The 25,602-nt window shown below is 67.6% G+C and carries 23 protein-coding genes; 4 read left to right on the top strand and 19 right to left on the bottom strand.

Features of this window, described 5'->3' with window-relative positions; translation table 11 throughout:
- The 10 genes from EP28_RS01095 to EP28_RS01050 all read right to left on the bottom strand — a co-directional run bounded on the left by EP28_RS01095 (position 1) and on the right by EP28_RS01050 (position 10,840).
- Entirely contained in the window at positions 1-1,152 is a 1,152-nt protein-coding gene (locus tag EP28_RS01095) for a DUF63 family protein (protein WP_049982791.1), read from the bottom strand.
- Between the two features lie 62 nt (positions 1,153-1,214).
- Positions 1,215-1,790, bottom strand: coding sequence for a DUF6517 family protein (locus EP28_RS01090; RefSeq protein ID WP_049982170.1), 576 nt, complete (start codon positions 1,788-1,790; stop codon positions 1,215-1,217).
- Between the two features lie 106 nt (positions 1,791-1,896).
- On the bottom strand, positions 1,897-2,217 hold the full coding sequence (locus EP28_RS01085; protein ID WP_049982169.1) for a transcription factor S: 321 nt from the start codon (positions 2,215-2,217) through the stop codon (positions 1,897-1,899).
- An 86-nt stretch (positions 2,218-2,303) separates the two neighbouring features.
- Positions 2,304-3,134 carry a DUF7289 family protein gene (locus EP28_RS01080; protein WP_049982168.1) on the bottom strand — a complete coding sequence of 277 codons (831 nt, stop codon included), beginning with the start codon at positions 3,132-3,134 and terminating at the stop codon, positions 2,304-2,306.
- Positions 3,131-3,679, bottom strand: a complete 549-nt coding sequence (locus EP28_RS01075; RefSeq protein ID WP_230455241.1) for a DUF7266 family protein — start codon at positions 3,677-3,679, stop codon at positions 3,131-3,133. Before EP28_RS01075 ends, EP28_RS01080 begins: the two co-directional genes overlap by 4 nt.
- The gene (locus EP28_RS01070; RefSeq protein WP_196219580.1) at positions 3,672-4,691 is read right to left on the bottom strand and encodes a DUF7261 family protein; all 1,020 of its coding nucleotides are present in this window, start codon (positions 4,689-4,691) and stop codon (positions 3,672-3,674) included. The genes EP28_RS01075 and EP28_RS01070 overlap by 8 nt, the downstream gene beginning before the upstream one ends.
- Entirely contained in the window at positions 4,679-5,323 is a 645-nt protein-coding gene (locus EP28_RS01065) for a DUF7288 family protein (protein WP_049982167.1), read from the bottom strand. The genes EP28_RS01070 and EP28_RS01065 overlap by 13 nt, the downstream gene beginning before the upstream one ends.
- A gap of 2 nt (positions 5,324-5,325) precedes the next feature.
- Complete coding sequence (locus EP28_RS01060) at positions 5,326-5,859, bottom strand: DUF7287 family protein (protein ID WP_049982166.1); 534 nt, start codon at positions 5,857-5,859, stop codon at positions 5,326-5,328.
- Complete coding sequence (locus tag EP28_RS01055) at positions 5,849-7,879, bottom strand: type II secretion system F family protein (RefSeq protein ID WP_049982165.1); 2,031 nt, start codon at positions 7,877-7,879, stop codon at positions 5,849-5,851. The genes EP28_RS01060 and EP28_RS01055 overlap by 11 nt, the downstream gene beginning before the upstream one ends.
- A gap of 27 nt (positions 7,880-7,906) precedes the next feature.
- Positions 7,907-10,840, bottom strand: coding sequence for an ATPase, T2SS/T4P/T4SS family (locus EP28_RS01050; protein ID WP_230455240.1), 2,934 nt, complete (start codon positions 10,838-10,840; stop codon positions 7,907-7,909).
- 228 nt (positions 10,841-11,068) lie between these two features.
- Between EP28_RS01050 and EP28_RS01045 the strand changes: the two genes are divergently transcribed.
- Positions 11,069-11,725, top strand: coding sequence for a DUF1405 domain-containing protein (locus EP28_RS01045; protein WP_230455256.1), 657 nt, complete (start codon positions 11,069-11,071; stop codon positions 11,723-11,725).
- 33 nt (positions 11,726-11,758) lie between these two features.
- Here EP28_RS01045 and EP28_RS01040 read toward each other — a convergent pair whose 3' ends face one another.
- Entirely contained in the window at positions 11,759-12,481 is a 723-nt protein-coding gene (locus tag EP28_RS01040; protein WP_049982164.1) for a metal-dependent hydrolase, read from the bottom strand.
- 216 nt (positions 12,482-12,697) lie between these two features.
- Here EP28_RS01040 and EP28_RS01035 point away from each other — a divergent pair, with 216 nt between their 5' ends.
- From EP28_RS01035 to EP28_RS01025, 3 genes are all read left to right on the top strand, one after another.
- Entirely contained in the window at positions 12,698-13,879 is a 1,182-nt protein-coding gene (locus EP28_RS01035; protein WP_080506016.1) for a sensor histidine kinase, read from the top strand.
- Positions 13,880-13,939: 60 nt separating this feature from the next.
- A complete protein-coding gene (locus EP28_RS01030) occupies positions 13,940-14,683 on the top strand; it encodes a fumarylacetoacetate hydrolase family protein (RefSeq protein WP_049982163.1) in 744 nt (247 codons plus the stop codon).
- Between the two features lie 96 nt (positions 14,684-14,779).
- On the top strand, positions 14,780-15,778 hold the full coding sequence (locus tag EP28_RS01025; RefSeq protein WP_049982162.1) for an SDR family NAD(P)-dependent oxidoreductase: 999 nt from the start codon (positions 14,780-14,782) through the stop codon (positions 15,776-15,778).
- A gap of 244 nt (positions 15,779-16,022) precedes the next feature.
- On the opposite strand, the gene EP28_RS01020 is transcribed toward EP28_RS01025, so the two are convergent.
- The 8 genes from EP28_RS01020 to acs (EP28_RS00985) form a co-directional block, all read right to left on the bottom strand.
- Entirely contained in the window at positions 16,023-16,217 is a 195-nt protein-coding gene (locus tag EP28_RS01020; protein ID WP_049982161.1) for a cold-shock protein, read from the bottom strand.
- A gap of 78 nt (positions 16,218-16,295) precedes the next feature.
- A complete protein-coding gene (locus EP28_RS01015) occupies positions 16,296-16,556 on the bottom strand; it encodes a DUF8119 family protein (RefSeq protein ID WP_049982160.1) in 261 nt (86 codons plus the stop codon).
- 104 nt (positions 16,557-16,660) lie between these two features.
- Positions 16,661-17,122 carry a universal stress protein gene (locus tag EP28_RS01010; RefSeq protein WP_049982159.1) on the bottom strand — a complete coding sequence of 154 codons (462 nt, stop codon included), beginning with the start codon at positions 17,120-17,122 and terminating at the stop codon, positions 16,661-16,663.
- Positions 17,123-17,125: 3 nt separating this feature from the next.
- Positions 17,126-18,907: a sodium:solute symporter family transporter gene (locus EP28_RS01005; RefSeq protein ID WP_049982158.1), complete on the bottom strand. Its 1,782-nt coding sequence runs from the start codon at positions 18,905-18,907 to the stop codon at positions 17,126-17,128.
- Positions 18,904-19,365, bottom strand: a complete 462-nt coding sequence (locus tag EP28_RS01000) for a DUF4212 domain-containing protein (protein ID WP_049982157.1) — start codon at positions 19,363-19,365, stop codon at positions 18,904-18,906. The genes EP28_RS01005 and EP28_RS01000 overlap by 4 nt, the downstream gene beginning before the upstream one ends.
- A gap of 110 nt (positions 19,366-19,475) precedes the next feature.
- Complete coding sequence (gene acs / locus EP28_RS00995) at positions 19,476-21,467, bottom strand: acetate--CoA ligase (protein WP_049982156.1); 1,992 nt, start codon at positions 21,465-21,467, stop codon at positions 19,476-19,478.
- 96 nt (positions 21,468-21,563) lie between these two features.
- Entirely contained in the window at positions 21,564-23,360 is a 1,797-nt protein-coding gene (locus tag EP28_RS00990; protein ID WP_049982155.1) for a bacterio-opsin activator domain-containing protein, read from the bottom strand.
- Positions 23,361-23,617: 257 nt separating this feature from the next.
- Positions 23,618-25,588, bottom strand: coding sequence for an acetate--CoA ligase (acs, locus tag EP28_RS00985; protein WP_049982154.1), 1,971 nt, complete (start codon positions 25,586-25,588; stop codon positions 23,618-23,620).
- Between the last annotated feature and the right edge of the window lie 14 nt (positions 25,589-25,602).

Here is a 25,602-nt window from a genome sequence, read left to right as displayed (position 1 = left end):
TCAGATCCCGAACGTCGCGCGCAGCATGTCTCGGCTTCCGGGACCGAGTCCAACCGCCAGCACGGTGATGAGAAGCATCAGCGTGTATCGCGGCGACTCCTCGAACATCTCGCCGTTGAACACCCAGACGACGAACGTCGCCGCCGCGAGCTTCACGAGCAGGAACGGCCACGCGTCGCCGGTGACGGCGACGACGGAGTCGGGAAGCAGCCGGCCGGTCCAGTCGACGATAAGCGAGTTTATGACGTGTTTCGGTACGAGATTCGGCGTTCCCGTGAGCGCCGGCATCCAGTTGAGGCCGATGACGTTGGCGACGCCGTCGACCGCATGCCCCCAAATGATGAGGATCCCCGCGAATCCTGTACCCTGTCTGACAGACGGCTCGTACCGCGTCGCGAGCGTCCACGTCACGAGCGTCGCAAGCGTCGCGATGCCGAGCGTCGAGACGAGGATGATCGGATAAAAGTCGACGTAGTCAGTGGCGGCGGCGAGGTACGAGAGGTAACCGAGCGCGAGCGCGAGCGCGCCGACGCCCATCGCGAACAGCGGTCGCGCGTAGTCGTCGACGATCCCGCGCCCGGCGAGCCCGTAGGCGGCGACCACGCACCCGAGCGTCACGCCGAAGACGGTGAAGTAGATGAACGGACTGATCAAGAGTGCGCTCGCCGGGAACGGGATGAGCGGCTCGACGCCCGCGTCCATCGCCGCGACGCCCGCGTCCTCGACCGTCCGGAGCGTTCCGCCGAGAAGCATGAACGGGAACAGCGCGTAGAAAAAGCGCAGCTCGTTGCCGATGTCGAACCGCTGGAGCAGGAACACGACGCCGACCAGCATCCCCAGCAGTATCACGACGTAGCTCACGGTCGACACCGTGGTGTATCCCGGGAAGGCGACGACCGCACCGGCGTCGACTGCCTCCGCGCAGGCGGCGGTACTGTCGAGAAGGGTGGTTCCGTCGGCGTCTCGCACGGCGCACTGTGCCCCCTGTCCGTCGGCCGCGACCGGCCCCCAGAAGTACCGCCAGAGGAATCGGTCGTAGACGATTCGCGGGAACGCAGCCGATCCGACCGCGAGGACCGCGGCGACGACACCGACCGCTGTCGCCCACGCCCGCTCCGGCGACAGCCCGACGCGCGCTCCGTCCGTTGTCATGCTCCCCGATGGGAGCGTCGCCGAGTTGAGCGTTCCGGTCCGGTACCGCAAGCCGGGCGACCTCACTCCGGAGGCGTCCGAGCGGTCACTCCGCGGACGATTCGGAGCAGGTCCCGACGGGCGGCCGACGCGTCTCGGCCCGCCGGATACGCGTCGTCGGGAAGCGGATAGGCACCACCCGCGAGGAGGTATCCGTCGGCGACCCACACCGCGAGAAGCGCCTCGACGGCGACCGGTGCCTCCCGATCACCGTCGGTCGACTCGCCCGCTCCGTCGGCGGTTACACGCCGTCCGCGAAACGTCGAGAGCGTCGCCTGTGAGGCGTCCGGATCGTCGATCGCGATCGCACGATCGCTGCGGTGCTCGACGGCGTCGATGTCGCGCGCGGCGAGACGATCGCGGAATCCCGACTTCGCCTGCCGTTCCACGAGCCGCGTGAGGGCGGCGTTCGGAGCCGTCTTCGGCCGGATATGGAGACGGCTCGCGAAGACGAAGGGGCGCGGCCTCGGTCCGGTTCGCTCGTATCGAACCGTGTGCGCCTCGACCGAGACGGGCCCGGCGGCGAACGGTCTCTCGATCGTCTCGGAGACGCGTCGCCACCCGTCGAGGTGTGCGCGCGGCAGCGACGGCGGGCGCATACGCACTCGTCGTGGCGCGCACACTTAGAAACGAGGTGTCGGCTCCGCCGAGGGTGACGAGCGGTCGTCGCCGGCGCGCGGCTGTCCCGCCGCCGGACGAGAATCCTCAGTGGTCGTCTTCGCGCCACTTGTGTTCGCACTCGGTACAGACGAAAAATCGAGTCTCGGACTCGTCGGCGGAGCGGATCTGTTGCATGTACCAGTACGCGCGGTCGTTGCCGCACTCGGGACAGTGCGCGGTGGTCTTCGGGAGGCCCTTGTCCTCTGCGTCGCTCACGTCTACGACCTCCGATTCGACCTGCGACTCCGTGGTCCACTCGTCGTCGTCGGCCTCGCGCCCGATCTCGTAGCCGCAGGAGTCACACACCCAGTGGTCTTCGCCCTCGCCCGACTTCATCATCGAGCCGCACTCGTCGCAGAACTTCATGTCGGAAGCAACCGCGGATCGTATATAAGCGGCGGGATTGCGGCCGCGAGCGCGCCACGCCGGGCCGGGCCGTACCCCTCGACGAGTCACACCCGGAGCGCGACGTCGATGGCTATCCGGCGGACGTACACGGTCTGATTCTCCGTGATCGTCGCGCTCGCGACGGTCTCGTTCGCGGAGACATCCTCGAAGCCGGCGGTACGCTCGAAGTACCGTCCCCACGCGGGCGCTCGCGGCGACGCGACTCGAATCTCGCGGGGGTCGTCCGTGGCGTCGAGTCGGGCGAGTCCACCGTCGTTCGGTGTGCTCGCCTCGATCTGGACGGTCCCGTCCCCGCCGGCGGTCGCAGCACCGGGCACCCGGAACAGTCGGACGACGGGAAGGACGGTCTCACCCGCCGCGGCGACGAACGGGGGGTCGGACAACACCGCCGTCCCGCCCGAATCGCTCCGGAACAGCGCGCCCGCCTCGTAGGCGATCGTCGTGTCTCCGCTCGTGTACTCGATCGGACGGGTCGTTATCGGCCCCGTTATCGAGCCTCCGCTCCCGTTTTCGATCCACACCGTCGTCGGTTCGGCGACGGCGAGGCGTCCCCCGTTCATCCTGATCTCCGTCGACCGGCTGGGGTCGTCGTACCGCTGGATGTCCCGAACGTTGTCGTCGAGCACCTCGAAGGCGCGCTCGACGTTCGCGAGACGCGCCGCGTCCTGTCTGTCTTCCACCCCGGCGAGCCCGACCGTGAACACCGTCCCGATCGTGACGGTGACGAGCGAGAACACGAGGACGTACCCCACGACGTTGCTCACGCCGCGATCGTCGGCCGCGAGCCCCGCGAACCCGCCGTCGGCGACCGTGATCGTCGGGGCTCCGCGGGGGTCCCCGTCGCCTCGCCCGCGGCACCGCGCTTCACCGCTCATCGCTCCGTCACCTCCAGTGTCCCCGGTCCGGAGGCCCCGTCGGCAACGGTGTAGCTGATCCGGATCGGCCCACCGCGAACCGTCGTCGGCGACACGTCTCGGGTCGCGGCGTGCGGAACCTCGATCCGGACGTCGGGGCTATCGGTTCGGACCGCGACCGCGTCCGAATCGACCGCGATCCGATACGTTCGCCCCGCGATCCGCGACGGGAGGTCGGCCTCGACCGTGACGGTCACCGCTCCCTCGCTTCCCGGGCGATCGGCCTCCGCGGCCCGAGCGAGCCGATCCGCGGCCTCTAGGTTGGCGACGGCCGTCTGCCCGGCGACGGAGAGTTCGCTCTCTACGGTCCGCTGTGTCTGTCCGTCTATCACGCCGCCGACGGCGATGACGACCCCGGAGAGAAGCAGCGCACCGATCGCGAGCGTGAGCACGTAGCCGACGGTGACGCTCACGGCCCGCTCGTCGGCGGCGAGCGACCGGCGGTCACCGGTCACCGGATCGTCCGCGAGCGAGCGGTCAGCAGCCCCGGCGTCGGAGTCACGCATTCGGTTCACCCGGGGCGACCCGAACGGTCGTCTCGACCCGCACGTCTGCGGTTCGGTAGCGGAACCGGAGAGTGGCGTCGTACACCGCCGGATCGGAGCCGTCCGCCAGCGGACCGTCCGGATCCGTCGACGTGAGCGCGGTCGCGGTCATCTCGGCGTCGACGCCGCCGGTGTTCGCGAACTCGATGTCGTACGGATCGGCGTCCCCCCGCAGCTCCGTCGGCCAGATACCGGGACACGGCTCGCCGTCGATCGTCCCGGCGGTGAGCCCGACCGGTACCCGGCTGCCGCCGACCGCGTCGAGTCGACACGTCTCCGTCGCGTCCGTTCCGTTCGTCGCGGTCGCTATCGCGGCATCGGCGGAGCCGTCCGTCGGCTCGTACACGTACGCCTCGTGGGTCGTGTTCGATCCGGTGCGGTTGAAGACGACGGTGACGGCCGTCCCGGGAGCGGTCGACGCGTTCGCCGGCGGGAGCGACGACGCGTCCATATCGAGTACGAACGCCCGCGTCCGCTCCGCGTCGCGAACGACTCCCGAGTCGTCGACCGGTCCCGCGACGTACCGTCCCTGTCGGACCCCGTCCCCGGTCAGGTTCAGGTGAGAGATCCCGCCGCGTTCGGCCGCGGTCCGGGCGAGGCGGCCGTCGAGGTCGTCGATCCCCGCTTCAACCGCGTTCGCGGCGTCGGCGTAGCTTCCGGGGCGATCACGGTTCGTCGCGTCGATCAGTGTCCCGGTTCCGTCGACGGCGGCCGCCCTGAGTTCGAGCGGCTCGCCGTCGGCGGCTTCGACTCCGCGGGTCGCGAGGTTCTCGCTGTAGATGCTCGCGTTCAACAGGACTACGAGCGCCACGAGCGAGACGGCCATGACCAGTCCGGCGACCAGTAGGAGCTGCCCGCGGTCGGCGTCGCGGAACCCCTCTCCGTCACGGAGCCGACTCCCGCCGTCACGGAGGGAATTTTCGCCGCCCGCGTCGTCGCCGTCGGTCGCGGCTGGCGCGTTTACATCCGCCATACGACGATTCGCACCTCCACGTAGTCGTACACGTCGCCGGCGACGACGTCGTCTTCGACGTAGAACGCGCCGGGGTCGATGCCGTCCTCCAGCCGACGGAGCGTCGTGTCCTCGTATCCGGGAGCCGTCAAGTTCGCGTCGTCGGGGAGCGCGACCGACCGCGTCGCGGTCACCGCGTTGTCGCTCGGCGACCCCATGTCGACTACCTGCGTTCGGTTCTCGTTGCGGTCGCCGTGGCGTATCTCCACGTTGAACGCGATCGATCGGGTGAGAAACGTCCGATTCAGCGCCTCGCCGAAGTCGTTCGGCGGGCCGCCCTCGGTGTAGCTGTCGTCCTCGCCCGTCCCGACGAACGCGCCGTCTCCGGAGTCAGCCTCGGGGTCCCAGTAGAGCAGCGCCGCTTCGAGGTCGCCGTTGTCTGCGCTCGTCGCGAGCAGGTCGCCCGCGACCGCGCGCTGCTGGTTCTCGATGTGCTGGTTCGACGTGCTTGCCGAAAGCGGCGTTACGGCGGTCGCTTGCAGCGCGAACGTCATCCCCGCGACGAGCAGGATGGCCGCCGCGAACGCTTCGAGCGTGTGCGCCTGCGCGCGGTCGCGTCGTCCGCCGCCGAGTCGGTCGAAGAACTCCCGCATCGTCACCACACCCGCACCGTGAGTCGGTACTGCTCGCCGTGGAGCGAGACGAGCCGCTGTGAGACGGTGACGTCGCCGGCGGCGTCGCCGGGCGACTCGGGTCGGGAGAGCACGACATCCTCGAACGTGCCGTACCTTGTCGGGATCGTGACTGTTGCCGGGTTATCGCTGGGTGCCGATTCGTTCAGCTGGTGGATCACGACCTGCGCGTCCCGGTCGAGGCCGAACTGCGCGTCCGCGCTCGTCGTGACGTCGGCCGCACAGTCCGCGTCGCCCGCGAGCGTGTCGTTCGCCTCGAAGAAGGCGACGGTACAGGCGGGCGAGAGCACGCCCGGCTCCGCGGGCGACGCCGCCAGGACGTCGTCTGCGAGTCCCGCGGCGACTCGATCGCTTGCGAGCGGCGCGGCCGTGTCGGCCGCGGCGAACGGGTCGAACAGCGTGGGGACGAACGCGACCACGAACGCGAGCGTCAACAGGAACACGCTCGCGCCGACCGCGAAGTCGATCGGCGTCTGCGCGCGGTGGTCAGCCGACATAGATCCACACCCCCAACGCGAGCGTCAACAGGACGACGGCGAACTTGACGCCGGAGACGATGTCGGCGTTGCGGATGTACCCGCTGATGAACCCCGACAGGATCGCCTGCAGCGTCACCGCGTGGAAAAAGAGCAGCGAGAGGACGTCGGGGTCGACGCCGCCACCGCCGCCGAAGCCCGCGCCCGCCGAACCGCCCTCGGCCTGTGAGGAGAGCCCGCCCATCACGTCGATGAACTGCGTCTGAAGGATCGCCATCACGCCGAGCAGCGTCACGTACGTCATCACGATGATCGCGACCTGCATCCGGGTGCGAGAGCGGCGTTCGCGCTCGATGTCGTCCTGATTCTCCGAGGCCTGCGCCGCCGTCGTCAACACGTCCGTGATCTGCGAGGAGGCCTCCTGCGCCTCCGAGATGAGCTTCACCGTGCGGGCGAGCCGCGGGACCGCATACGAGTTGTTGAACTCGACGAGGGCGTCCCGGAGGCTCATCCCGTAGTTCACCTTGGCGTGGATCACCTCGAACTCCTCGGCGAGCGTCCCGCTCGACGTGTCCGCGACGGTCTCGACCGATTCGAGCAGGGTCTGTCCGGTGTCGTTCGCAGAGGAGAGCTTCCGGAGGCTCTCCGAAAGCTTCCCCGTGATCGCCCGCTTCGACCGCTGGCTCCACTCGTGGAACACGGCGAGCGGGACCAACACGAGGTACGTCGGGACGTACACCCAGACGAACGTCGCCCACACGGGTCGGGCGACCCATCCGTCGAACGTCGTCGGCGCGCTCCCGCTGACCGCCGCGACGACGACGATGACGAGCGCGGTCGGCACCGTCAACGCGAGGGTGTAAAGCGGGTTGTCCCGCAAGAACAGATGGGGCGAAGCGAGGATCTGTTTCGTCTTGTACGTTCCCTCTCTGTTCCGGATCCGGTCGAAGACGCCGAACCGTCCGACGAACGCCTCGACGAGCCCGAAGTGGAACAGCCCCTCCTTGCTGGTCTGTCGGAGCCGCTCGCTGCCGCCGTCCGGGCGGAGGTAGCCGTCCCCCGGCTCGTCCTGTTTCACGGTGGAGACGAGCACCAGGAACCCCACGCCCGTCAGCGGAATGAGCGCGTACACCGTCGCGTACAGGAGCCGGTCGTCCGCCTCGCCCATCATCCCCATGATGACGAGGATGATGATGAGAAGCAGCGGGAAAAGCGAGAGCGTCATGTACATCTCGCCGAACAGCTCCAGCGTCTCCAGAGTCATCTCGCGCTCCTGTTTCGAGGTGCGAAGGTGTTTCTCCTTTTTGTCCTTCAGGAAGCTCTCCATGTCGCCGCCGGAGTTGACGATGGAGAGCATGTCCGCGAGGAACTGCGAGAGTTCGTCGGAGGGCGTCTCCATCGACTGCTGGCGGATCGCGTTCCGGTAGTCCGTGCCGAAGTACTCCGTCTCGTTGACGATACTCTGGAACTCGCGGGAGACCTCGCCGTAGGTATCCTCTGCCGTCGCCATCGACTGAAGGATCTCCAGTTGGTTGAGCCCGCCGACGGACAGCGCGTACATGAACGAGACGGAGTCGGCGAGAAGGAGGTTGATCTCGCGTTCGCGGGCCGAGGCCCGCGAGTACGGGACGGCGACGAGCCCGCCGAACCCCGTGGCGAAGCCGAGCGACCCGAAGACGAGTCCGCTGAGAACGATCGCGGTCGGTACGACGAGCGACCGCAACAGCTCTCGTACCGCCGGGTTGGGTGCCGGGATGCCGAGCGAGAGCGCGGTCGGATCGAGCAGTCCGAGCGAGAAGATCCCGTACCCGACGAGGGTGCCGACCAGCCACAGGACGCCGCCCACGATGACGCCCGCGCCGAGTGCGCGCGACACGTACATCTCGACCTGATCCGGCATGCGCGCCTCTGCAAGCGTTCGCTCGACGTCGCCGACGAAGTCGCCGTCGGGGTCGAACAGCAACTCGAACGCCGGGTAAAACAGCTCCGCGAGAAGGTCGCCGTCGACGGAGCCGTCGCCGACGCCCGTGTCCACGCTCATCGCACTCGCCCCCCAGCGTGCATCGGATCAGTCCTCCTCCGGGGGATCGACGGTGCCGAACCCCCAGTCGCGGTCCGGCTCGTCGTCGCTTTCGGCCTCCCCATCGCCGCCCGCGTCCGAGTCGACACTCTGATCGTGGGCTTCGTCCCCGTCCGGTTCGTCACCCTGCGCCTCGGTCCCGCCCCCCGGCGACTGGCCCAACACGTCGATTCCCTCCTCGAAGGGTTCGTCGAAGTCGATCCCGTCAACGGCCTCGTCGTCGCGTCCGTTCTCCGACGGGGGCGTCGCGTCGGCCACCCCCTCGAACGCATCGTGGTCCGGCGCGGTCGGTGCTCTCGCCGACGTCGTCGAGGACCCGTCGACGTCGGACGCCGGGGGCGATCCGGGACTCGCCTCGGCCGTGGGGTCGACTCCAGCGGAATCTGCGCCGGCGGAATCTGCGCCGGCGACGCGGTCGGCGTCAAGCGCGTCGGACTCGACGCCGACCGCCGCGACCGCCTCGGCGTCGAGCGTCGCCGCCTCCCGCGCGGTCGACGCGAGCGTCTCGTGGTCCGCGTCCGGATCGGCCTCCACGTCGCGAGCGGGCGCGACGTCGAGCAGCGCGTCCGCGACGGAGTCTGGCAGCCGACCGCGGTACTCCGCGAACAGGTCCTCGGCCTCCGCGAGGATGGCTTCGACCTCCTCGCGGCCCGCCTCGTCGGGCTCCGGCCGCGGGACCATCTCCTCTTTGTCGCGGTCGACATTGATGAGGACGGATTCCATCTCGCGGAGGTCTTCGAGCGAGCGCTCCAGCTCCTCGTTGGCCATCAGCGCGAGCACCGTCTCCGGGTCGTTGATGAACGCCTGGAACGTCGCCGCCACCTGTGCGTAGCTGTTGAGTCCACGGTCAATGAGGTACGCCAACACGATCCGCCGCTTCCGGAGTTCCTCGTCGAGCGTCTCGCGACTCCACCCGCGATCGAACATGATGTCGTCGAGCGTGTTCGAGTCGCCCATCTGGAGGAACTCGTCGGTTTCCGCCTGCCACTGGAACACGTCTTGGACGTTGATTTCGTCGTTTTCGGCGTCGTAGTGGTTGATCTCGGTGAGCGACTTGTTGCGCCGCACCTTCCGACCCTGCACCCGCGTCGACGTCTGCACGGAGACCAGATCGAGGGCGGTGAACATCGTCTTCGAGACGTTGATCGGGTCGGTGGTGAACCGCTTGAGCACTTCGCCGACAGTGTCGGCGTGGAAGGTGGTGTAGGTGGTGTGGCCGGTCGACATGACCTGGAAGGCGGTCCGACCCTCCTCACCGCGGATCTCGCCCATCACGATGTAGTCCGGGCGCTGGCGGAGCGCGGCCTCCAGTAAGTCGAACTCGTCGATATCGCCTTTGTCGTCGTCCGAGAAGGAGGGGCGGGTGACGGAGGCGATCCAGTTGCGCTGTGGAAGCTCGACCTCGCGGGTGTCCTCGATCGAAACGATCTTCGCGTTCGAGGGGATGAAAAGCGAGACCGCGTTCAGGCTCGTCGTCTTCCCGGAGGCGGTGCCGCCCGCGAAGATCAGGCTCTTGTGGTTCTCGATTGCGAGCCACAGGAAGGCCATCTCGTCGAGCGAGAACGTCTTCCAGTTGATCAGGTCGATCGGGGTGAAGGGCACGTCGTTGAACTGCCGGATCGTGTAGTTCGTGCCGTGGTCCGAGACCTCCCGACCGAGCGTGAGCTGCGCGCGGGAGCCGTCGGGGAGCGTGGCGTCGACCTGCGGGCGGCGCTTCGAGATCCCCTTGCCGGAGCGCTGGGCGAGCTTCACGACGAAGTCGTCCAGCTCGTCGGTGCCGTGGTAGACGTTGGTGATGATCTGCTCGTAGTCGGAGTGGTAGACGAAGACGGGCGAGTCGTAGCCGTCACAGGAGATGTCCTCGACGTTGATGTCGTATTTTATCGGATCGATGCGCTCGTAGCCGATAAAATCGCGCTTGAGGTAGTAGAGCAGTTTCTCGACCTGGTGGTCGGTGAGCGTCTCCGGGTCCTCGGCGAGCACCGCGGGCTCGGGCCGCGCGCGCACCGCGGTCGCGGCGTCGCTGCCCTCCATCGGGGGCTCGTAGCCGAGCGACTCCGTGATCCGCCCGGCGATACCGGCCGTGACGTCGAGGCCGAAGCGATCGGAGAGGCCGTCGATCAGGTCGTCGACGGCTCCCCGCCCGCCGTCGGCGCGGTCGTAGAGGCCGTATCGATCGAGAAGCGTCAGCGTCTCGTCGACGATGACGCCCTCGCGGAACGTCTCGTCGCCGCCGGCGATCGCCTCGTCCGCGTACTTGATCGACGTGCGGAGCTTCCCGGTGAGGAACTCGACGAGGTCGGTCTCGATCTCGGTCCGGTACGGCTGTACCGCGTAGTACTTCACCTCGTTTTCCTTCGTAGACCGGAAGATCATCACGAACGCGTACGGCTTGTTCACCCAGTACCGCTCTATCTCGCGGAAGTGCGTCTTCTTCGGGATCGGAACCGCTTTCTCCAAGTCGTAGCGGTTCGCGAGGGTCGCGTGTCCGTCGTCAGTCGAAAAGAACGCGTCCTCGTCGACGTCGGGGTTCACGTTCACCGTGCGTTCGTCGACCAGCTCCGCGAGGTCGGCGGCCGCGCGCTCGCCGGCTCCGAGGAGGGGTTCGGTCCGGTCGGGGTCGAACCCGAGCGCCTCGGTTTTGTCGGCGCGCGTGAACTCGCGGGGCTCTCCCTCCTCGTCGACCGGGGGAGTTCCGTCCGCGTCGAGAAAGAACTCCTCCGTGTAGTCGTCCCACGTGTACTCCCCCTTCACCGCCGTCGAGTCTCCGGGTTCCTCGCCCATATCGACGCGGTCGCTGAGGCGGCGGGCGGCGGTCGCACCCGCGGCCAACCGATCGGGAACGGCGTCCGGCTCGAATGCCGGCGGCTCCGCCGTGCCGTCCTGTGACGGAGGCGAGCGCTCGGCGTCCCCTGTGGTCATAACTTCGAACTGTTCACGAGCACTAAAAAAGGTGTCTCGCAAAACTCCGTAAGTGATAATCACCACGCGTCAGCCGACAAACACATGAACGGTACGCTCGGTCCGGTCCGCGGTCGCGGGGCGGTGGGGACGTCGCGCTCTCGGTCTCGTTCGAGAGGAGCGGTTTTAGGTCGGGGGCACCGATCGCTCGGTGTGCCACTCGCCGACCGACTGACGACGGCCCGAACGCTGCTGGGGCGGCTCCGCGACCCGGCGGTCCGCGGCCGCGTCCGTGCGGCACTCGCGGCGGAGCTTCTCGGGACGCCGCGGAGCCTCGCGGTCATCCTCGGCTTCACCGCGTTCATGTTCGCCGTGGGCGTCGGGTACTACGCGCCGACGGCCGGCGACGTTCCCGTCTGGCTGTGGCCGCTATACGCGGACTCGGCCGTCGCCGTCGCCCTCGGCGGTGTCGTCCTCGCGAGCGTCGTCCCGACGATTCGAAGAGGCGAGCGCGTCGTCGACGCGCCGACGTCGCGCCCGCTGGCGTACCTCCACACCGTCGCGTTCGTCTGGCTCGTCCAGTTCGGACTCTGGCCGCTCGTCTCGCTGAACCTCGCGGTCGGCGCGTACCTCGCCGCGCCCGACGCGCTGATCTACTACTGGGGCGTTATCGGGACGCACCTCTGTTTCGTCGGTCTCGCGCTGCTGTTTCCGGCATTCGGGCGGACGACGCGCGGCGCGCTCGCGACGGCGCTCGCGCTCGTCGGTATCAACGCCGTCGTCGACTACGGGTTCGGCTACCACCCGCCGCTTCTGTACGAGCCCGGGGCGGGGCTCGCGGGCGCGACCCTTGCTATCGCGGTCGGTGCGGTCACGCTCGCGAACCGGTCGTTCCGGCGGCTGTGATCCGGCTCTCCGGCACCCCGGCCCACCGCACCGTCACTCCAGGACGTAGGTCTCGTCGCCGTCGAGGATAACCGGCTCCGCGGCGGCTCCCGCGGCCTTCACCTCGCTTTCGAACTCGCGCGTGTCGATCTCGATCGGCGGGAACGTGTCGTAGTGCATCGGGAAGACGACGTCGGCCCCCACCCAGTCGGCGGCGATCCCCGCGCCGGCCGGTCCCATCGTGAAGTGGTCGCCGACCGGGAGCGCGGCGGCGTCGGGTTCGAGGTACGGTGCGATCACGTCGACCATCTCCGACATCAGGCCCGTGTCGCCGGCGTGGTAGAACGTCGTGCAGTCGGGGTCGGACTCCTGTGTCGGCTTCTTGTCGCCGACGACGAAGCCGGCGGGCATCCCCGCGGAGGTGCCGTAGCCGGTGTCGATCCCGTTCGAGTGGTCGGCACGTACCATCGTCACCCACGCGTCGCCGCACTCGACGGTGCCGCCGATGTTCATCCCCATCCCGCCGACGGCGTTCTCGTGGCCGAAGGTGTCCTGTACGTACCCCGTCAGCTCTGGGGTGGCGACGACCGTCGCGTCCTCGTACTGGTCCGCGTCAGAGATGTGGTCGGTGTGTCCGTGCGTCAAGAGGAGATAGTCGGGGTCGAGTTCCTCCGGATCGACGTCGGTCTTCGGGTTGTCGAAGTGCGGGTCGATGAGCAGTTCGGTGTCATCGACCACGACGTGCCACGTCGAGTGGCCGTGCCAAGTGAGTTCCATAGTCCGCTCAAACCATCTCGGCGAACGCTAATAAAATCCGACACCGCGGAGGGTCCGGCCGGAGACTCGTGACGGGTAACATTCGTTCCACCCCCGAGATCCGATAGCGGATGGCATACGATCACTTTTCCACACCTTCATCGCAATATCGACCCTCGAATACACGCTTAACAGTTTCATTATCGTATCGGAACCGAATGACTTCGGAGCCACAGCATGGTGCATGACCGATCGGGTCGAAAGAGCGATGCGAGCGATGACGCGAAGGCCGGGCACGCCGGGGGCGACCGCGGCGATGAGAAGACGCACGTCGCCGCCGCCGACCACGTGACCGGTGACGGCCGCGGGGGCGACTCGGGTCGCTACCGGCATCTCATCGAACACGTCCAAGACGCGGTCGTCGAGTTCGACTTCGTGGACGGAGAACCGATCGTTCGGTCGGTGAACCGGGCGTTCGTCGACGTCTTCGGCTACGACGCCGACGAGATATGCGGCGAATCGCTCAACGGCTGGATCGTCCCCGAGTGGAAACGCGAGGAGGCGCGCCGGCTCGACGAGCGCTCCGCCGCCGGCGAGATCAACTATCAACAGGTCAAACGCGAGACGGCGACCGGACTCCGAGAGTTCCTGTACCGAGGCGTGCCGTACGCGGAAGCTGACGAGGCAGCGAGAGACGGCGGGTTCGCCGTGTACACCGACCTCACGGAGATCTCTCGGAACGAACGCCGACTGAAAGTGTTGAACCGCATCCTGCGGCACAACATCCGCAACAACGCGAACGTCGTCGCGGGCCACACGACGCGCCTACTCGCCGAGATGGACCCACGAGACGCCGAGGCGGTCGACGTGGCGGCGACGATCGAGCGGGCGGCCCACGAACTGGAGCGGCTCGCTGACGAGGCGGGGAACATCCGTCGCGTGCTCCGTCGACCGACCGAGGAGGGCAACGAGATCGATCCGGTCCCGCTCGTCCGGTCGGTGGTCGAGGACCACCGCGAGCGGTCGCCGGCCGCCGACATCTCCCTCTCGGTTCCGGAGTCGGCGTCCGTACTCGGGGACAGTCGCCTGCGGTACGCCGTCGACAGCCTCGTGGACAACGCGATAGAGCACAACCCGAGCCCGACGCCGCGAGTCCGCGTCAGCGTCGAGGATGCGACCGCGACGAGCGGCACAGACGACGAGTGGGTCGTCCTCCGCGTCGAAGACGACGGCCCGCGAATACCGCCCGACGAGCGAGAGGTGATCCTCGACAGCGCTGAGATCACGCCGACGCACCACGGCAGCGGACTCGGGCTCTGGCTGACGGAACTCACCGTCGAGACGTTCGGTGGAGACCTCGCGTTCGGCAGAAGCGACATGGGCGGCAACGACGTCTCGATCCGCCTCCGGCGGCACTGAGGCGGTCGCACGCCGGCCGAACCGGGAACGCTTTGTGCCGCGGCCTCGCACACGCCGACCATGCACCGCGTACGGTTCCGCGACCCGGCCGGATCGATCCGCGAAGGTACGTACGACCCCGCGAGCGACACCGTCGCGTTCGCGGGCGAGGAGTACGCGCTCGACTCGCCCGCGATCGACGTGCTCCCGCCGACCGACCCCTCGAAGATCGTGTGTATCGGCCGCAACTACGCCGAGCACGCCGCGGAACTGGGCAACGACGTGCCCGACCGGCCGCTGCTGTTTTTGAAGCCCCCGAACGCGCTCGCGAGCCACGGCGACACCGTCACCGTCCCGGCGGGAAAAGATCGGATCGACTGGGAGGCCGAGATCGCGGTCGTGATCGGCGAGCAGTGCAAGGACGTCGACGCCGAGAACGCGATGGACGTGGTGGCGGGGTTCACCTGCATGGACGACATCTCGAACCGCGATGACCAGAACAGAGAGCAGAACTGGGTCCGGGGGAAGGCGTTCGACAACGCCGCGCCGCTCGGTCCGGTCCTCGCAACCCCGGACGAGGTGCCGGACGACGCGAGCGTCGAACTGCGCGTGAACGGCGAGACGAAGCAGTCGAGCGACCGTGCCCACCAGATATTCGACGTGCCGACGCTGATCGAGGAGATCACGACGTACATGACGCTCGAAGCCGGCGACGTGATCGCGACCGGTACGCCCGAGGGCGTCGGTCCGCTCTCCGACGGCGACACGGTCGAGGTCGACGTCGAGGGCGTCGGCGTCCTCGAACACGACGTGCGGATCCCCTGAGGAGCCGAACGGACTCCCCGACCGGTCGTCCACCGGGCGCACTCGCGTGACGCCGCGGCCGACAGGTTTCTTGTGATGACGCGCCTCTTTCGGCGTATGACAGGATGGACGGCCGACGAGATGCCGCGGTTGGACGGGAAGACGGTCGTCGTCACCGGTGCGAACAGCGGGCTTGGATTCGAGGCGACGCGGGCGTTCGCCGCGAAGGGTGCAACGGTCGTGATGGCGTGTCGCAGCGTCGAGCGCGGGACGGACGCCGCCGTCGAGATCCGCGCGGACACCCGCGGCGACGCGGACGGTACGCTGGAGGTGCGCGAGTGCGACCTCGCCTCGCTGGAGTCGGTGGCGACGTTCGCCGAGGGCGTCGCCGACGACTACGACGCCGTCGACGTGCTGTGTAACAACGCGGGCGTGATGGCGATCCCGCGGTGCGAGACCGACGACGGCTTCGAGACCCAACTCGGCGTCAACCACCTCGGCCACTTCGCGCTCACCTGTCGGCTGTTCCCGCTGCTCGCGGCCGGCAACGGCGTCGGACGCGGCGCGGAGGAGTCGGGAAGCCCGGCTGCCGATCTCTCGGGATCCGGCGACGCCCGCGTCGTCACCCAGTCGTCGGGCGCACACGAGCGCGGCGAGATGGATTTCACAGACCTCAACTGGGAGGAGTCGTACGAGAAGTGGGGCGCGTACGGCCGGAGCAAGCTCGCGAACCTGCTTTTTGCCTACGAACTGCAGCGACGGATCGACGCGGCCGCCGACGACGTCGGCGTCCGCAGCGTCGCCTGCCACCCCGGATACGCCGCCACGAACCTCCAGCTACGGACCGCAAAAGAGAGCGGGACGCCACTCGCGACCGCCGTGATGCGCCTCGCGAACGCCGCGTTCGGTCAGGACGCCGCGACCGGCGCGCTCCCGTTGTTGTACGCCGCGACCGCCGACGTCGACGGCGGCGCGTACGTCGAGCCCGGCGGCGTGCTGAACATGCGCGGATCGCCGACCGTCGGCCGCTCGAACGACGCGTCCTACGACCTCGACGACGCCCGACGCCTCTGGGAGTATTCCGCGGAGGCGACCGGCGTGGACCTGTCACTTTGAGCTGAGTGCCCAGAGTTGTGAGTTGAGTGCCCAGGGTTGTGAGCTGAGTGCTCAGAGTTGTGAACCGAGAGGTGAGGGGTGAGAACCGAGAGGTGAGAGGTGAGTGCCGCCGGCCGCCGCCGCGACCGCGTGGCCGTCGCTCGCGGCGGTGATATACGCGGGACGCGGTTTGCGTACTGTGCGTGACGGTCTCCGGTGTCGCAGTCGGTGAGATATCCGACCCGCCGCGACCGGACGAGACGAGCTACAGCCGAGTGAGGTTCGTCGCTCTCGGCCCCTTATCGGCCTCCTCTATATCGAATTCTACTTCCTGTCCCTCCTCGAGGTCCGGGCCGCCGACGTCTTCCATATGGAAGAACACGTCCTCGTCAGCGTCGTCAGTCTCGATGAATCCGTAGCCGCCGGTGTCGTTGAAGAAGTCGACCTTACCTGTCGCCATCGCACGTCGAGAGACACCCGACTGCATGATAAGTGTTGTGTACCCACAGAATGACGGCGGCGGCGCGCCCTGCCGGCCTCACTGACTCTGTTTCGCCATCTCGACCGAGATGAAGAAGCCGAAGTACGCCGGGATCCCCGCGAGCATGAACATGTACAGGACCCACCGCGGTGCCGTCGGGAACACGAAGTCGTACAGAAGCGACGCGAACGTCACCCACACGACGGCGAACACCAGATCGCCGACCATCCCGGTCCGGTTCTCGCGGACCTGCGATTTCAGGCGGTCGGCGACGCTCTGGTCCGTCTGTCCGTCGTCAGGCGAGTTCGTGTCGGTCATGCGTATTGGTGGGGATAGAGGTACGTCGGTGTTGTGGAACCGAATCGAGAACGAACGATGCCGGGAGCGAAACGAGTTGCGGGTTCCGGTCCGTGCGTGGCGGTTCAGTCCTCGTCGAGGTAGTCGACGACGAGGATGGGGACGTGAGTCGAGCGCAGCGTGCGCTCGGTGACGCTCCCGAGAAGCGCGCGTCGGACGCCCGCACGGCCGTGGCTCCCCATTACGATGAGGTCCATGCCGTGGTCCTCGGCGTACTCGCCGATCAGCTTGTGCGGGCGGCCACCCGAGATGTGTTCGACCACCTCGATGCCGCGCTCCTCACCACGATCGGCGACGGAGCCGGTGGCCTCGTCGGCCTGCTCTTTCAGCTCCTCCATCTCGCCGAACCGACCCTGCCGCAGCCGGTCGACCTGTTCGGTGCCGAGGCTGAGGTGGACCGAGTCGATGTCGACCACGTACAGCGCGTGAACCTCGGCGTCGTACTTCTCGGCGAGGTCGAGCGCGTGGTCGACCGCAGCTTCGGCGACGTCGCTTCCGTCCGTCGGGATCAGAATGCGTTCGTACATGGATTACTCCTCCGTGACCGCGTCATTTCCGGCACCGTCGCCGTCTGTGTCTGCACCGTCCGCGGCGCGGCCGCCGTCGGTCGCCAACTCTTCGCCGCCGTCAGTGGCGACATCCTCGCCGCCGTCGGCAGCGACGACGTCCTCTGCGGTCTGCTGCTGGCTCATTGGCTCCGGACTGTGACACTGTCGGACGATCCGTTTCGTCTCTATCGGTGGCTCGTCGGTCACCATCGAGACGACGATGGTAACGGCGAAGACGATCGGTACCGCGATGAGCGCGGAGCCGATCGCCGGCATCCACGTCGCGAGCGTCGCGTTGAGCGGCGCTTCGAGGCCGCCGATGTACGTCGGGACGACCTCGTTGATCATCGGAATAAACCAGATCGTCAGCCCCGTGGTCATGCCGGCGAGCGCACCTTCGCGGTTCGTGTTCTCCCACCACATGCCGAGGAAGAACATCGGGAACAGCACGGCTCCCGCGAGCGAGAACGCGTACGAGACGAGCGCGGCGATGGGTGCCGCGGGATCGAGCGCGGCCAGCGTCGTGATGACGCCGAGCGCGACGATGCTGAGTCGGCCGACGAGCACCTGCTGGCGCTGGGTCGCGTCGGGGTTGATGATCGTGGTGTAGATGTCGTGTGAGATCGCCGAGGAACCGGCGATGAACAGTCCGGCCGTCGTCGCGATCGCCGCGGCGATACCGCCTGCCGCGACCAGCCCGACGAACCACTGTGGCAGGTTCGAGAGCTGCGCGGCCAGCACGACGATCACGTCGGCTGCGGAAGACGTCATACCGGGGTCACCGTACACAGCACCGATGTTCTGCGCGTACAGGTCGGTCCCGAACGCCGCGAACGCCGGCGCGCTGAAGTAGAGGATACAGATGAATCCGAGACCCCACACGGTCGACCAGCGGGCGGTCCGCTCGTTTTCCACGGTGTAGAAGCGCACCAGCACGTGCGGGAGTCCACAGGTTCCCACGATGAGCGAGAACGCCGTCGCGATCCACAGGTAGTAGCTGGCGTTCACGAACGGCTCCGAGAACTCGGAACTGAGCGAACTGATGAGCATCCCGTACTCGATCTGCGGGAGCACCGTCGAGTAGCCGTTCGCGAGTCCGACCGCGTACAGCCCGGCGACGAACGCCACGATGAGGATGACGTACTGGACGGCCATGTTCTTCGTCGCGCCCAGCATGCCGGACAGCGTCAGGTACCCAACGGTGATCGTCATCATGATGATGACCATCGCTTGGTAGCCGCTCAGTCCGAGGAAGCCGAGGTCGCCGAAGATGTACAGGCCGACGAGCGCCATCCCGCGGGCCTGTCCGATGGCGTAGACGAACCCGATGAGGAACGTCGTGACCGCGCCGATCGCGCGGGCGGTGTCGGAATTAAATCGGTCGCCGACGAAGTCGGGTGCGGTGTACTTCCCGAACCGGCGCAGCTGCGCGGCGAGGAAGATGAGCAGGATGAAGTATCCCGTCGTCCAGCCGACGACGAACGCGAGCCCGTAGATGCCTGCAGTCGCGATGAGCGCCGCCATTCCGAGGTACGACGCCGCAGACATCCAGTTCGCGCCGATCGCCATCCCGTTCTCGAGGTTGCCGATGGAACGACCGGCGACCCACATGTCCTCAGTGTCGGCCACGCGGAAGACGAATCCGATGGCGAGGAAGATGAGGAGCATCCCGACGACCAGCACCGCGGGAAGCGTCTTGAACGAGATGTCGAGCCCCTCCGGGAGGAGACTGCTCTGAAGGAGCGTCGAGGCGAGCGCAGTCATGCGCCATCACCCGAGACCTCGTGTTCGATCCCGTACTTGTCGTCGAGTTCGTCGCGCCGCTTCGCGTACCATGCCGACAGAATCAGCGCACCGCCCGGCGCGCCGATGGCAATGAGGAAGTAGTGGAGCGGGAAGCCGATGACCGGCATCGACGACGTCATCGTGCCGGGCGCGAGGTAGGTTGCCGTCACCGGTCCGAAGACGATGACCGCCCAGATGATGAACCCGGTCCAGACGATCCGGAGATGTTCGCGCATGTACGCCGTACTCGGGTTCAGCAGGTTCACCTCCGCGCTGAGATAGTCCGTCTGATTGTGTTGTTGTGCCGCACCAGTGGCGACTCCCCCGTCGGTGGCCGCGTTGTCTGATACGCGCCCCCCGTCGGTGGCCGCGTCGTCTGCTACGCGTCCCCCACTGGTGACCGCGTCGTCCGTCTCGTGTGAGCTATTATCTGTCATGTGTCGTGGTATGGTGTGCCGTGGTCGATCTATGTTCGTTTTTCGTGATGATTTGCGTGCGGTGCGGTCGTGTCGGTTTGATTTGGAGTTGGAAAACGGTGCCGCGGTCGCTACTCGCTCGCCTTCTGCTGGATCTCTTCGACGATCTCGGGATTCCGGAGCGTGCTGGTGTTACCCAACTCCTTGCCGTCGGCGATATTCTCCAGCAGACGGCGCATGATCTTCCCGGAGCGCGTCTTCGGCAGGTCGGGCGTGAACACGACCTGTTCGGGGCGAGCGATCGGCCCGATGGCGTCCTCGACGGCGGCGACGATCGCCTCGCGAAGCTCGTCGTTGCCCTCGTAGCCGTCTTCCGTCGTCACGTACGCGTAGACGGCCTCGCCTTTGATGTCGTGGTCCCCGCCGACGACGGCCGCCTCGGCGACGCCCTCGACGCCGACGATTGCGGATTCGATCTCCATCGTGCCGAGCCGGTGACCGGAGACGTTGAGCACGTCGTCGACCCGACCGAGCACGGTGATGTAGCCGTCATCGTCGATCTTGGCCCCGTCTTCGGGGAAGTACACCCAGTCGTCGGGGTCGTCGCTGTCCGTGTCGGAGTACTCTGCCCAATACTCCTCGATGTACCGCTCGTCGTTTTTGTACAGCGTCCGGAGCATCCCCGGCCACGGCTTTTGTACCGTGAGGTACCCGGCCTTGCCGGGTTCCACTTTGTCGCCGAGCGTGTCGAGTATCTGGACGTCGAGTCCCGGCAGCGGCGGTCCGGCCGCTCCCGGCTTCATGTCTTTGACGCCCGGGAGCGTCGTTACCATCATCCCGCCCGTCTCGGTCTGCCACCATGTGTCGACGACGGGGCACTCTTCGTCGCCGATATGCTTGTAGTACCACTTCCAGGCGCGCGGGTTGATCGGCTCGCCGACGGTCCCGAGCAGCCGCAGGCTGGATAGGTCGTGACGGTCGGGGTACTCCTCGCCCCACTTCATGAACGCGCGGATAGCGGTCGGCGCGGTGTACAGCTGGGTCGCGTCGTGATCCTCCACTATCTCCCAGAGCCGGTCGCGCTCCGGGTGGTCCGGCGTCCCCTCGTACATCATCGTCGTCGTCCCCAGTGCCAGCGGTCCGTAGACGATGTACGAATGGCCCGTGATCCAGCCGATGTCGGCCGAACAGAAGTACGTGTCTTCCGGCTTGATGTCGAGGACGGCCTGAGACGTCCAGGAAACCCATGACAGATACCCGCCGGTGGTGTGTTTCACGCCCTTCGGCTTGCCCGTGGTCCCCGACGTGTACATGAGGAACAGCATGTCCTCCGCGTCGCGGGTGACCGGCTCGACCTCCGCGCCCTCGTGGGCCGCGACGAGGTCGTCGTAGTCGATCTGGTCGTCGCCGAGTTCGTGGCCGAAGTCGTCGCCGTTCGGACCGAGCCGGTCGACGACGACCGTCGTGGTGTCGTGCTCCACGTCTTCGAGCCCCTCGTTGGCCTTCGCGAGGTGATCGAGGGGGTCGCCGCGTCGGTAGTAGCCGTCGCAGGTGACGAGGTACTCGGAGTCCGCGGAGTTCATCCGCGTCGCGAGCGCGTCGGCCGAGAACCCGGCGAAGACGACGCTGTGTGGCGCACCGATCCGAGCGCACGCCAGCATCGCGATCGGCAGCTCGGGGATCATCGGCATGTACATCGTCACCACGTCGTCCTCTTCTACGCCCTGTTCGCGGAGCGCGGCCGCGAACTCGTTTACCTCGCGGTGGAGTTCTTCGTACGTGTACGTGCGATCGTCCTCGTCGACGGGCTCGCCGACCCACTCGATCGCGGCCTCGTCGCCCCGCTCGTCGAGGTGCCGGTCGAGACAATTCGCCGACGCGTTCAGTTCACCGCCCGTGAACCACTCGTAGAAGGGCGGGTTACTATCGTCGAGCACCTGGTCGTACCCGGTTTCCCAGTCGAGAAGGTCGGCCGCCGTCTCCCAGCACTCCGGCCAGTTCTCCTCGAACTCGTCGTAGATCTCGGGATCGGAGACGTTCGCCTGTTCGACGAACGACTCCGACGGCTCAAACACCGCCTGCTCTGCCAACCTCGCTTCCAGTTGACCGTCACCCTCTGTCATGGTACGGTCTTACCCAACCGATCTCACCATATAAACGCTCACGCTAAATACGAAAAATCGTGATACTCCCCGCGGGACCCACCGCCCCCGCACGAGTCACGAGCGGCGCAGTCGGCGCTCGTCCTCGAAGAGTCCGTCCAAGAGCGCGCGCTGGGCCTTCCGGAGGTGGTTGTGAAACGTCGGGGACGAGACGTCCATCGCGTCGGCGACCTCCTCGGCGGTGCTCCCTCGCGGCCAGTCGAAGTACCCGCCGTGGTACGCGGCCGAGAGCGCGGTCCACTGCCGGTCTGTGAACCGGTCTTTGACCCCCTCTCGGAGCGACGATTCGGTCCGAGGGGACCGTGCGACCGACTCCTTGCTCGCGAGTCGCGCCTCGTCGAACGCGCGGCGAAACCCGTCTGCGACCGGACGCACATCCGTCCCTTCGGGCAGATCGGCGATGACGCGCACCCGGCCGTCCGCGGCCGTCGCGTCCCGGACCGTGGCCCCGTAGTCGGTGAGCGTCTGGACGGCCGACCCCTCCGTCACTTGGACCGACACCGAACAGCCCTCCTCGTCGGTCTCGATCAGACGGAGGTCGGAGACACCGGGAAGCCCGTCGACGACGTCCGCGATCCCCTGCGGTCTGGCACCGGTCACCGACAGATACAACCGGGACGTGTCGTCGGAGACGGTGACCGTCGAGGAGAGGTCGATCTGACAGTCGAGAGCCGCGCTCGCCCGCGCGAGGAACGCGGCGTCGTCGGTCGTCTGGAACTCCACCTCGGTCACCGCGTCCGAGTGGAGTAGCTTCCGCCAGCGTCTCGCCGTCACGGCCCACCCCAGCGACCGTCCGAGCACCTCGATCGTTCGACGCTCGGCCGCGTCGACCGGCCGACCGTCGGCGGCGACCACACACAGCGAGCCGTGCGTCACGTTCTCGTAGCTGATCGGGACCGCCACCGCGGGCCGCCCCGCAGTCGTCGGATGACCGTCTGTGGTCGCCGCAGTGCCTCTCAGCGCGTCCTGCCACGGCCCCCCGTCGGCAAGTTCGCGGCCGTGGAGCGCGTCCGGTTCGACGCCCGCAGTACCCGCGACGTCGACGCGACCGCCGTCCGTGGGCTCGCGGACCACCCACGCCTCGGCCCACCGGTCGTCCGCCGCGAGCCGCTGTGGCACCGCGGAGATCGGACGGACGTCGCCGTCGTCGTCTCCGGTCGCGATCGCCTCGAACCCGCCGAGTCCGGCCGGTGCAGCCCGGTCCGGATCCGACGTCTCGCCCGCGTCGTTCGAGGCGGTGGAGTCGTCTGGGCCGGACGATGGGTAAGCGACGGCCTCGGCGAGCGCTCGCCCGTCGAGGCGGTCGAGGTACGGATCGAGGGGCGCGGTCGTCTCCCAGCCCCCGGCGTCGCGAACGGCGTGCGGGTCGACGTCGCGATCGGCGAGGAGGCGACGCGCGAAGGTGTGTCTGAGGTCGTTCACGGTCACGTCCGGGTTGACGGCTCCGTCGGTCTGCTCGGCCGCGCGTGTCGCCGTCTCGCGCACGATCATCTGGATTCGCCGCGCAGACACGCTCACGAACGGGTCGGTCTCGCCGATCGTCTCGCTGTCTGCGTATCGCCGGATTTCGGCCGCGAGCGACGCCGGAACCACGGTCTCGCGGTCGATCGGACTCCCGTAATTCGGGAACTCGTCCGCCGTTTCCGGCTCCGCGGTCTCGTCTGTGGACGGGACGGCGAGCAGGACGTGTCCGGACGCGACGCCCACCTCACGGAGGTGACCGGGTGTGACGCGTCCGATCTCGTCGGCTCGGAGTCCGGCCTCGCCGGCGAGCCGAACCGTCAGCGCCGCGCGGTACGTCTCCGCGGCGGTCACGAGCGCGTCGTACGCCTCCGTGTCGAGCGCGTCGGGCATATGTTTCGGATTCTACTGCCAAGACGAAATAAAACGATCGGTCGGCACGTCGCCACGCTGGCCCGTATCGAGGTGAGTCGCCGCTGCTGTTCCCGTCATGTCCACGCGAGATCGGCAATATGGTGCCGTTTCGGCGGCGTCTGCGACGAAGCGTTTCGCGAGCGATATGTAATGCGAAACTAAATCGCCAGCGGCTATCGATGACGGTGCCACGCGGACCGGATCGCGGCGGTCGTTGGACGCGTCCGACGTCGGGGTCACTCCTCGCGAACGGTCGACTCGATCTCGCCGACGACCTCGGGGTTTCGAAGCGCGCTGACGTCGCCGAACTCCTCGCCGCGGGCGATGTCTTCCAGCAGCCGGCGCATGATCTTTCCGGAGCGAGTCTTCGGCAGCTCCGGCGTGAAGACGGTCCGGTCCGGGCGGGCGACGTCGCCGACGGACCGGGCGAGCCGCTCGCCTATCGCCTCGCGGAGCGGGTCGTCGGTGTCGACCCCGCTTTGGGTTGTGACGTACGCCACGATCTGACCGTCGTTGTCGCCGACCACCGCCGCCTCCGTCACGCCGTCCGTCTCCACGATGGCCGACTCCAGTTCGGCGGTGTTGAACCGGTGTGCGCGGACGTTGATCACGTCGTCGACGCGGCCGAGGATCGTGATGTACCCGTCCTCGTCGACGGTCGCGCCGTCGCCGGTTCGGTACCGCCAGCCGTCCTCGCCCTCCAACCAGTACTCGCGGCGGTAGCGCTCGTCGCCCTCACGGAGCCCGCGCAGCATGCCGGGCCACGGCGCGGCGATCGTGAGGTATCCGGGCTCGCCGGGCTCGACCGGCTCGCCGTCCTCGTCGACTACGCGCGCGTCGATCCCGGGGAGCGGCGGTCCCACCGTCCCGGGCTTCATCGGTGAGATACCGGGGAGCGTCGCGAGCGCGATCGCCCCCGTCTCGGTCTGCCACCACGTGTCGACGACGGGGACGTCGCCGCCGCCGACGTGTTCGCGGTACCACCGCCACGCCTTCGGCGTGATCGACTCGCCGACGGTCCCGAGAAGGCGGATCGACGAGAGGTCGTGAGCGTCCGGGTACTCCGATCCCCATTTCATGAACGACCGGATCGCGGTCGGCGAGGTGTAGAAGACGCTCACCGCGTTGCGCTCGATCAGGTCCCAGACGCGGTCGCGGTCGGGGTAGTCGGGCGACCCCTCGTAGAGCACCGTCGTCGTTCCGAGCGCGAGCGGTCCGTACACGCCGTACGAGTGGCCCGTGATCCAGCCGATATCCGCGGCACACCAGTAGGTGTCGTCCGGGCGGACGTCAAGGACGTTGCGCGTGGTCCACGCGACCTGCGAGAGGTACCCGCCCGTGGCGTGCTCGACACCCTTCGGTCGGCCGGTCGTCCCTGACGTGTACATCACGAACAGGAGGTCCGTCGCGTCGCGGGCGACGGGCTCTACCGTCTCGCCGTCGTGCGCGTCGACGAGGCTCTCGTAGGCGTGTTCGTCGTCGCCGAGCGACACGTCGAGGGCGTCGCCGAGACGGTCGACGACGACCGCCTCCCGCAGGTCTCCGTCGATCCGGAGTCGGGCGTTGTCGGCCTTCGACTTCTGGTTGAACGCGTCCTCGCGGCGATAGTAGCCGTCGCAGGTGATCAGGTACTCCGAGTCTGCGGCGTCGATCCGCGTCGCCAACGCCTCCGCCGAGAGCCCCGCGAAGACGACGTTGTGCGGCGCGCCGATGCGGGCACACGCGAGCATCGCGATCGGTAGCTCCGGAACCATAGGGAGGTACAGCGTCACCACGTCGTCCTCGCCGACGCCGAGGTCGCGGAGCCCGGCCGCGAGCGCGTTCACCTCCCGATGTAAATCGAGATAGGTATACGACCGACGCTCGCCGCGCTTGCCGAACCACCGGATCGCGAGCTGGTTCCGCCGACCGTCGAGGTGACGATCGACGCAGTTCGCCGCGGCGTTGAGCCGTCCCTCCGGGAACCACTCGTAAAAGGGCGGGTCGTCATCGTCGAGGACGGTCTCGTACGGTCGCTCCCAGTCGAGCAGGTCGGCCGCCCTGCGCCACGCCTCGGGACCCTCCCGCTCGAACGACTCGTACACCTCGGCGTTGCTCGCGACCGCCCCATCGCGGAACGACTCCGGCGGATCGATCGCGTCGCCGCCGTTCACGACCGCGCTGTCGTTCCCGATTGAGCGCCGGCCGTCCACTCCGGCGTCATCCATGGTATTTATTCGCA

It is taken from the genome of Halorubrum sp. BV1, assembly GCF_000746205.1.
Lineage (GTDB): Archaea > Halobacteriota > Halobacteria > Halobacteriales > Haloferacaceae > Halorubrum.
The sequence above is the reverse complement of the archived record's forward strand: the minus strand, read 5'-3'. Positions and strand labels throughout refer to the sequence as shown.

Excerpts from the sequence above, each read along its gene's own strand:
- EP28_RS01095 (WP_049982791.1), bottom strand. The coding sequence starts at position 1,152 with ATGACAACGGACGGAGCGCGCGTCGGGCTGTCGCCGGAGCGGGCGTGG.
- EP28_RS01090 (WP_049982170.1), bottom strand. The coding sequence starts at position 1,790 with ATGCGCCCGCCGTCGCTGCCGCGCGCACACCTCGACGGGTGGCGACGC.
- EP28_RS01085 (WP_049982169.1), bottom strand. The coding sequence starts at position 2,217 with ATGAAGTTCTGCGACGAGTGCGGCTCGATGATGAAGTCGGGCGAGGGC.
- EP28_RS01080 (WP_049982168.1), bottom strand. The coding sequence starts at position 3,134 with ATGAGCGGTGAAGCGCGGTGCCGCGGGCGAGGCGACGGGGACCCCCGC.
- EP28_RS01075 (WP_230455241.1), bottom strand. The coding sequence starts at position 3,679 with ATGCGTGACTCCGACGCCGGGGCTGCTGACCGCTCGCTCGCGGACGAT.
- EP28_RS01070 (WP_196219580.1), bottom strand. The coding sequence starts at position 4,691 with ATGGCGGATGTAAACGCGCCAGCCGCGACCGACGGCGACGACGCGGGC.
- EP28_RS01065 (WP_049982167.1), bottom strand. The coding sequence starts at position 5,323 with ATGCGGGAGTTCTTCGACCGACTCGGCGGCGGACGACGCGACCGCGCG.
- EP28_RS01060 (WP_049982166.1), bottom strand. The coding sequence starts at position 5,859 with ATGTCGGCTGACCACCGCGCGCAGACGCCGATCGACTTCGCGGTCGGC.
- EP28_RS01055 (WP_049982165.1), bottom strand. The coding sequence starts at position 7,879 with ATGAGCGTGGACACGGGCGTCGGCGACGGCTCCGTCGACGGCGACCTT.
- EP28_RS01050 (WP_230455240.1), bottom strand. The coding sequence starts at position 10,840 with ATGACCACAGGGGACGCCGAGCGCTCGCCTCCGTCACAGGACGGCACG.
- EP28_RS01040 (WP_049982164.1), bottom strand. The coding sequence starts at position 12,481 with ATGGAACTCACTTGGCACGGCCACTCGACGTGGCACGTCGTGGTCGAT.
- EP28_RS01035 (WP_080506016.1), top strand. The coding sequence starts at position 12,698 with ATGGTGCATGACCGATCGGGTCGAAAGAGCGATGCGAGCGATGACGCG.
- EP28_RS01030 (WP_049982163.1), top strand. The coding sequence starts at position 13,940 with ATGCACCGCGTACGGTTCCGCGACCCGGCCGGATCGATCCGCGAAGGT.
- EP28_RS01025 (WP_049982162.1), top strand. The coding sequence starts at position 14,780 with ATGACAGGATGGACGGCCGACGAGATGCCGCGGTTGGACGGGAAGACG.
- EP28_RS01020 (WP_049982161.1), bottom strand. The coding sequence starts at position 16,217 with ATGGCGACAGGTAAGGTCGACTTCTTCAACGACACCGGCGGCTACGGA.
- EP28_RS01015 (WP_049982160.1), bottom strand. The coding sequence starts at position 16,556 with ATGACCGACACGAACTCGCCTGACGACGGACAGACGGACCAGAGCGTC.
- EP28_RS01010 (WP_049982159.1), bottom strand. The coding sequence starts at position 17,122 with ATGTACGAACGCATTCTGATCCCGACGGACGGAAGCGACGTCGCCGAA.
- EP28_RS01005 (WP_049982158.1), bottom strand. The coding sequence starts at position 18,907 with ATGACTGCGCTCGCCTCGACGCTCCTTCAGAGCAGTCTCCTCCCGGAG.
- EP28_RS01000 (WP_049982157.1), bottom strand. The coding sequence starts at position 19,365 with ATGACAGATAATAGCTCACACGAGACGGACGACGCGGTCACCAGTGGG.
- acs (WP_049982156.1), bottom strand. The coding sequence starts at position 21,467 with ATGACAGAGGGTGACGGTCAACTGGAAGCGAGGTTGGCAGAGCAGGCG.
- EP28_RS00990 (WP_049982155.1), bottom strand. The coding sequence starts at position 23,360 with ATGCCCGACGCGCTCGACACGGAGGCGTACGACGCGCTCGTGACCGCC.
- acs (WP_049982154.1), bottom strand. The coding sequence starts at position 25,588 with ATGGATGACGCCGGAGTGGACGGCCGGCGCTCAATCGGGAACGACAGC.